This window comes from Rossellomorea oryzaecorticis (assembly GCF_045897515.1).
Taxonomy (GTDB): Bacteria; Bacillota; Bacilli; order Bacillales; family Bacillaceae_B; genus Rossellomorea; species Rossellomorea enclensis.
In genome coordinates this window covers 146,767-152,784 of record NZ_JBJOSA010000009.1, presented here as the reverse complement: position 1 = coordinate 152,784, position 6,018 = coordinate 146,767, and the positions used below count along the sequence as shown (strand labels likewise).

Annotated in this window: 7 protein-coding genes; all 7 read right to left on the bottom strand. The window is 47.3% G+C overall.

Features of this window, described 5'->3' with window-relative positions:
- Nucleotides 1-194 precede the first annotated feature (194 nt).
- Entirely contained in the window at nt 195-914 is a 720-nt protein-coding gene (locus tag ACKA06_RS12675; protein WP_411159806.1) for a hypothetical protein, read from the bottom strand.
- Nucleotides 911-1,504, bottom strand: coding sequence for a PilN domain-containing protein (locus ACKA06_RS12670; RefSeq protein ID WP_411159805.1), 594 nt, complete (start codon nt 1,502-1,504; stop codon nt 911-913). The genes ACKA06_RS12675 and ACKA06_RS12670 overlap by 4 nt, the downstream gene beginning before the upstream one ends.
- Nucleotides 1,491-2,462, bottom strand: coding sequence for a type IV pilus biogenesis protein PilM (gene pilM / locus ACKA06_RS12665; RefSeq protein ID WP_032087482.1), 972 nt, complete (start codon nt 2,460-2,462; stop codon nt 1,491-1,493). The genes ACKA06_RS12670 and pilM overlap by 14 nt, the downstream gene beginning before the upstream one ends.
- Before the next feature lie 25 nt (nt 2,463-2,487).
- Nucleotides 2,488-3,231, bottom strand: a complete 744-nt coding sequence (locus ACKA06_RS12660) for a prepilin peptidase (protein ID WP_411159804.1) — start codon at nt 3,229-3,231, stop codon at nt 2,488-2,490.
- 2 nt (nt 3,232-3,233) lie between these two features.
- Nucleotides 3,234-3,638 carry a type IV pilin protein gene (locus ACKA06_RS12655; RefSeq protein WP_064564405.1) on the bottom strand — a complete coding sequence of 135 codons (405 nt, stop codon included), beginning with the start codon at nt 3,636-3,638 and terminating at the stop codon, nt 3,234-3,236.
- Nucleotides 3,639-3,755: 117 nt separating this feature from the next.
- On the bottom strand, nt 3,756-4,967 hold the full coding sequence (locus ACKA06_RS12650) for a type II secretion system F family protein (protein ID WP_411159803.1): 1,212 nt from the start codon (nt 4,965-4,967) through the stop codon (nt 3,756-3,758).
- The gene (locus tag ACKA06_RS12645) at nt 4,964-6,007 is read right to left on the bottom strand and encodes a type IV pilus twitching motility protein PilT (protein WP_064564409.1); all 1,044 of its coding nucleotides are present in this window, start codon (nt 6,005-6,007) and stop codon (nt 4,964-4,966) included. The genes ACKA06_RS12650 and ACKA06_RS12645 overlap by 4 nt, the downstream gene beginning before the upstream one ends.
- Nucleotides 6,008-6,018 lie beyond the last annotated feature (11 nt).

The following is a 6,018-nucleotide window of genomic DNA, read 5'->3' as shown; positions in this document are numbered from 1 at the left end:
AAATCATTCTCCAACTCACTAGAAATTTGAATAAGACGCTCTCCCTAAAAAAAGAAGAATGAGCTGCGTCTTCTTTAGTATTGCCGTTTTTCCATATTATAGAACTTTATTTTCATGGTAGGAGTCTACGTCTTGCACTCCAATCAAAAGCTGGAACCGATTAGAATCCGCGAATACCTATACCCACTATAAAACTACTCCTCGTCCTCTTCCTCCTCTGGAAATTGAGGAAAAGGGTTCTTTTTTAGCGATGGTGGAGGGCTTTGAATTTTCGGGAGTCCTTCTTTTAGGTCTTTTAGTTCCGGGATGTAGAAGGCTGATGCTGTCAGTTCGAAGGTGAGAGCTTCTTCACTGTAGCCTTCCATGTTTTCTTTTAGCTCCTGCCCGCCCTTGAAGTAGATTCCGTTGATCTCGACGATTCGTTGAAGATTTTCGATTTCTTCGAGGAACGCTTCCATCTCGAAGTAACCCGGTGATTCTATCGTCATGGTCATCTGCACCCTTTTTAATAGAGAAGGCAGTTGATCTCCGGTCTCGGGTGCAGCAGCTGATTCTACGCCTTCTGCTGTGGCAAGGGCCCCGTCCGTTTTTTCAAAGTTGATGGACTGGATGGTGCTTCCCGAAATCATTTCTGCTTTTTCCAGATCCAAGATGATTCCTTCCGTTGATGGTTCGACAGGGATTTTTTGCTGAAGTGAGGAGGAATCCAGTGTTTCGTTATCCTCGATGCTGTCCACTTTCGCCTCTACCGCTTGCTGCAGTTTCACCTGGATCCCGAGCTCTTCTTTTTTGTATTGCAGTCTTTTCTCTGCAGGCTGCAGGACAAAATAGTTCACTCCGGCTAGAATGAGCATTCCGATGACTGCCGCACTTATCAAAATCGACCACTGCTTTTTTGTAAGATTTATATTCATTCTTCTTCCTCCCCTTGGGAAAGAAGTTCTTCCAGCTTGCCCGGGTCAATATGAATTTCATATGCAGCCAGATATCTCGGGAGGATGTTTTCGTCTTCTGACTCTCCGGCTTCCACCGTTGTGATTTCGATAATGTCCGCTTCCTCGATCCATTCAACGGTCTTCAGGCGGGAAAGATAGAAGGCCGCTTCCCTTGAGGAATCAAACTGTACGATTGTGTTGATGACCGTTCTGTCTGCGTACTCGAATTCATTGAAAAATCCTCTGTCGGGCAGAAGTGAGATCAGTTCGTTCAAAAGAGGTACGGTCTTCACAGGATAGTCAATCATTTCCTGTACCGCTTTGTTAAGCTGATTGACGCTGCCCGATGATTCCGCACCGAGGACTTTCGTCTGCTGGACCTCGATGATCTTTTTGGTTGTATCGATCTCCGATTCCGTCCCTTTCGTTTCAGTGAGTGTACTTTTCCAAGTCAGCAGCATAAATAATGCAATGAGCACGACAAGCCCTGCCGTACCGGCGACACTGTATGTAAAAGCTTTCTGTTTCTTTTCCTTTTGAGGCAATAAGTTGATATCAATAAGTTTCACTGAGCTGCACCTCTTTTAAAGCAAGACCAAAAGCGATGGAGTATCCCGCCTGGATCTTTTCATCATTGAATGTCGTGACATTCCTCAGGGAAAGCAATTCGACAGGGATTGATATCCGTTCCTGCAATTGCTGACGGAGTTCGATCAGCCGGGGATGGTCACCGCTGACTATCGTTTTACTTACGGATTGTTCGCCTTTATTCAGAGAGTAACGGTAGAAATTCATCACTTTCTCGATTTCATTCAAGGTATCTCCTAACAAGTCGACAGAAAGGGATTCCACCACTTCATCATCTTTCTCGGGGCCTTCCAATGGAATCGGTCTTGTGAAAATGGGTTCATGCGTATGAAAAATGGAAATTGTCAGCAGCTGTTCATCCATATGAAGCAGCATGGTATGTTCATGCGGCGATGCCTTTTTTTCATGTAGAACAGCACGGTACAAAGCCAGGGGTGCTATATCGGCTGCAACAGGTTTAAGCTTCACTTCCTCAAGCAGACGCTTATAACCGTCGACAATTTCTTCCTGAGATGCTACGAGTAGAACTTCTTGTTTTTCATGACCGGATTCCAGCAGGGTAAAATCAAATACCGGATCTTCAAACGGCAGGTGGATGCTTGATCCTATTTCAAGGAAAAGATAGCCTTCCACTTCGTCTTCCCTGATATCTGCAGGGATTGATACTTTTCTCAGGATGACAAAAGGATCCGGCACCACGTAACGGACCGGTTTCCGTTTGATTTTCCATTCATCGATGCATTCTTCCAGAATGAACAGGAGTGTTTCCTCATCGACGATCCTTCCCCCTTTGATGACACCATCGGGAAGCCTGCGTTCAGCCATTGAAGACACCAGCAGCGGGGAAGTCTGTTTCAACTCGAGATATCGGATGCAATGGTCGGTGAATACTATATTTGCTGTTTTTTGAGAACTTGAGAGAAACGATAGAAAACCCATGGATGAGATCCTTTCTTTGCACTAATTAATAGAATAGTGACACATAACCAGAGATGATGATGTCACCATATAAATATGCCAATATTGTGCCTGCAGCGATGAAGGGGCCGAATGGGATCGGCTTTCCTTTTTCAATCAGCTTGAATGCCAGGGCCGAGAGTCCGATGACCGCTCCAAGGAATGTCGCAATCATGAACGAAAGTATCGTGATCTTCACTCCGACAGCAAGACCAATGACGCCGTAGAGTTTGATATCCCCGCCGCCCATTCCTCCCCTGCTGATGATCGCGATCAAGAGAAGCAGTCCGAAACCGAGTGCCCCTCCCGCAAGGCTGTCCCACCATGGTGTAAGGGGGATGAAGATGCGTTCAATGATGATCAGAGGAAGGAAGAACAATAGGACTTTATCGGGGATGACCATGTATTTAAGGTCAGAGACTGTGATGATGATCAGCATGGAGATAAGGGTCCATGCAGCCAATAGTTCCATCTGCATACCGATTTGCAGGTAAGCCAGTACAAAAAGCCCAGCGTTCAAAGCCTCCATAAATGGATATAAAGGAGAAATGCGCCCTTTACAGCGGCGGCATTTCCCCTTTTGGATGAGATATGAAAAAACCGGGATGAGCTCAAACGCCGCCAGTTGATGACGGCAGTATGGACAGCTCGACCTTGGTTTTACGATTGATTTCTTAAGCGGCACCCTCAGGCCTACTACGTTGTAGAAGGACCCTAGGAGGAGTGCGTAGAGGGTGATTAATAAAAGCATTATTATTTTGCTGCGTCCGACAATTCTTTTTCTGTTAGATAATTATCGCTAGTTCCATCAACAATACTTTGGGCTTCATGATTAGCAATTCTATATTCATTACTAACAAATGAAACTGTAAAGGTTTCGTCACCTACTTTAGTTAAGTAGGATTCTAGACTTGCTGCAGTACTACCTTCAGCAGGATTATACTCCCATTGAGTCTTTGAAGAATCTTCTGCCTGAGCTAATTTTGCAGCACTAATGATTTGAAGTGCATCTGCTACCTTCGCATCATCCTTACTCTTATTGATAATCCCACCAATACTCGGCACCGCAATCGCCGCAATAATCCCCAAAATGACAATAACAGCAAGCAGCTCGACAAGGGTCAGACCTTTATCATTTTTCAAAAACTTTTTCAACATCTTTTTTCCTCCTGTTTTAGTTAGTATGTAGTACTTTAGTACTCTACAATTCTACTATCATTATACAACACGTTTCGCAAAAAAATAGTAAGAATGTGTAAAATATTATCAGAAATGCTAGAAATTTTGAACATTGTTAAACATTTCAAACATCGGCACCATGATGGCCGTGACGATGGTCCCGACAAGAGCTGCAAGAACCACGATCATCAGCGGTTCAATCAGTGATTTCAGCTGGTCGGTGGTGTGCTCGACTTCTTTTTCATAGAAGTCGGCGATCTTCGAAAGCATAGCGTCGAGAGAACCCGTTTCTTCCCCGATCGAGATCATATGCGAAACGAGAGGCGGGATTGCCCAGTGGTCTTTCATCGGTTCGGTCAGCGATCCCCCGCTTTCAAGGGAATCCCTTGATTCCTTGATCACCCGTGCGATCACTTCATTTTCAACGACCCTTTCCAGGATCACCATCGACTGCAGGATGGGCACGGAGCTCGAAAATAAGGAACTGAACGTCCTGGTCATCCTTGCAAGCGCTGCTTTTTGGATGAGGCTACCGAAGACCGGGATCCTCAGGATAAAATAATCCAGATAATACTTCGTCTCCTTCTTACGCCTGATCAGGGTGATACCGGCAGCGCCAAGGATGACAAGCAATACGAGTACATACCAATATTTTTGAACGATCTCACTCGCTCCGAGCACTATCCTTGTGATCAGCGGAAGTTCACTTCCCATATCAGCAAACATATCGACGAAGGTCGGGACGACTGCAAGCAGGAGGAAAATGACGACGCCGATCGCGATGATGCCGACAACCGCCGGATAGGAAAGGGCTGCAATGACTTTCTGCCGGGTCGTATGCTGCTTTTCATAATGATCGCCAAGCCGCTCGAGTGTTTCATCCAGGCTCCCGGTCGCTTCCCCCGCTTTCAGCATATTGATGAAAAGCGGCTCAAAGATTTTCCGGTGCTTGGCGAACGCCTCGGAAAGGGGGATTCCTTCTTTCAATTCCATTTCCACTTCGGATAGTACCTTCGACAACGCCTTGCTGCTCGTTTGGGCAGAAAGGATGCGGGTGGCATCGACGACGGTCACCCCGGCTTTCAGCAGCGTGGAAAATTGCCTCATGAATACGACCATCTGCTGGAGCTTTACAGGGTTCCCGAGGGTGATTTCCTTTGTAAGCAGTGTTTCGGGTACTTCTTCCGCGGAGATGACGCGGATTCCCTGATTCTTCAATCTCATCATCGCTTCTTTTTTCGAAGGTGCGGAAATCACGCCCCGCTTCCGGCCGCTCCTATCCCTTCCCTCATATTTGAACCGCGTCATACAGTTACAGGCTCCTGCATATAAGGCTGGGCGGCTTCACGTGATACAAGCCCCGTTTCCACATATCGCTTGACCGATGAATGAAGGAGCTCCATCCCCATCGCCCTTGAGGTCTGCATGACACTCGGGATCTGATGGATTTTTTCGGAGCGGATCAGGTTCGCCACCGCCGAATTGTTAAGCAGCACTTCTATGGCAGCCACCCTGCCCTGGCGGTCGGTCGTCGGCAGGAGGCGCTGGGCGATGATCCCCTGAAGGACCGAGGCAAGCTGAACCCTTACCTGGGCTTGCTGGACCGAAGGAAAGACATCGATGATCCGTTCAATGGTCGATACGGCACTGGATGTATGGAGGGTTCCCAGCACAAGATGTCCGGTTTCAGCGGCCGTTATCGCTGTATGGATCGTCTCCAGGTCACGCATCTCACCCACCAGGATGACATCCGGATCCTGCCTCAGTGCGCTCCGGAGTCCATAGGCAAATGTTTTCGTATCGAAGCCGACTTCACGCTGATCGATGATAGAAGACCCGTGCTTATGTAAATACTCGATCGGGTCTTCGAGGGTGATGATGTGCTTCCTCATCGTTTGATTCATATAGTGGATCATCGAAGCGAGGGTAGTCGATTTTCCGCTTCCCGTCGGTCCGGTCACGAGCACCAGACCCTGGGGCTTTTCAGCGATCCTCTTCAGTACGTCGGGCAGGTTCAATTCATCAAGCGTCGGTATTTTCGTTGGTACGACACGCAGTGCGATACTGATGCATGAACGCTGGTGATAGGCGTTCACTCTGAATCGCGACACGCCGGGTATCGCATATGAAAAATCAAGCTCACCATTTTCCTTGAATTCATCCCACAGCTCTTCAGGTATGACCGCTTTCGCCATTTGTTCCGTATCATGAGGCTTCAGGATTTCCTGTCCGTACCGTTTCAAGTCACCGTGAATGCGGAATACGGGTGAAGATCCTACGGTGAGATGGATGTCGGAAGCCTTTAATTCGAATGCTGCCCTTAATAATTGATCTATGCGTTCTTTCATAATGACCACCT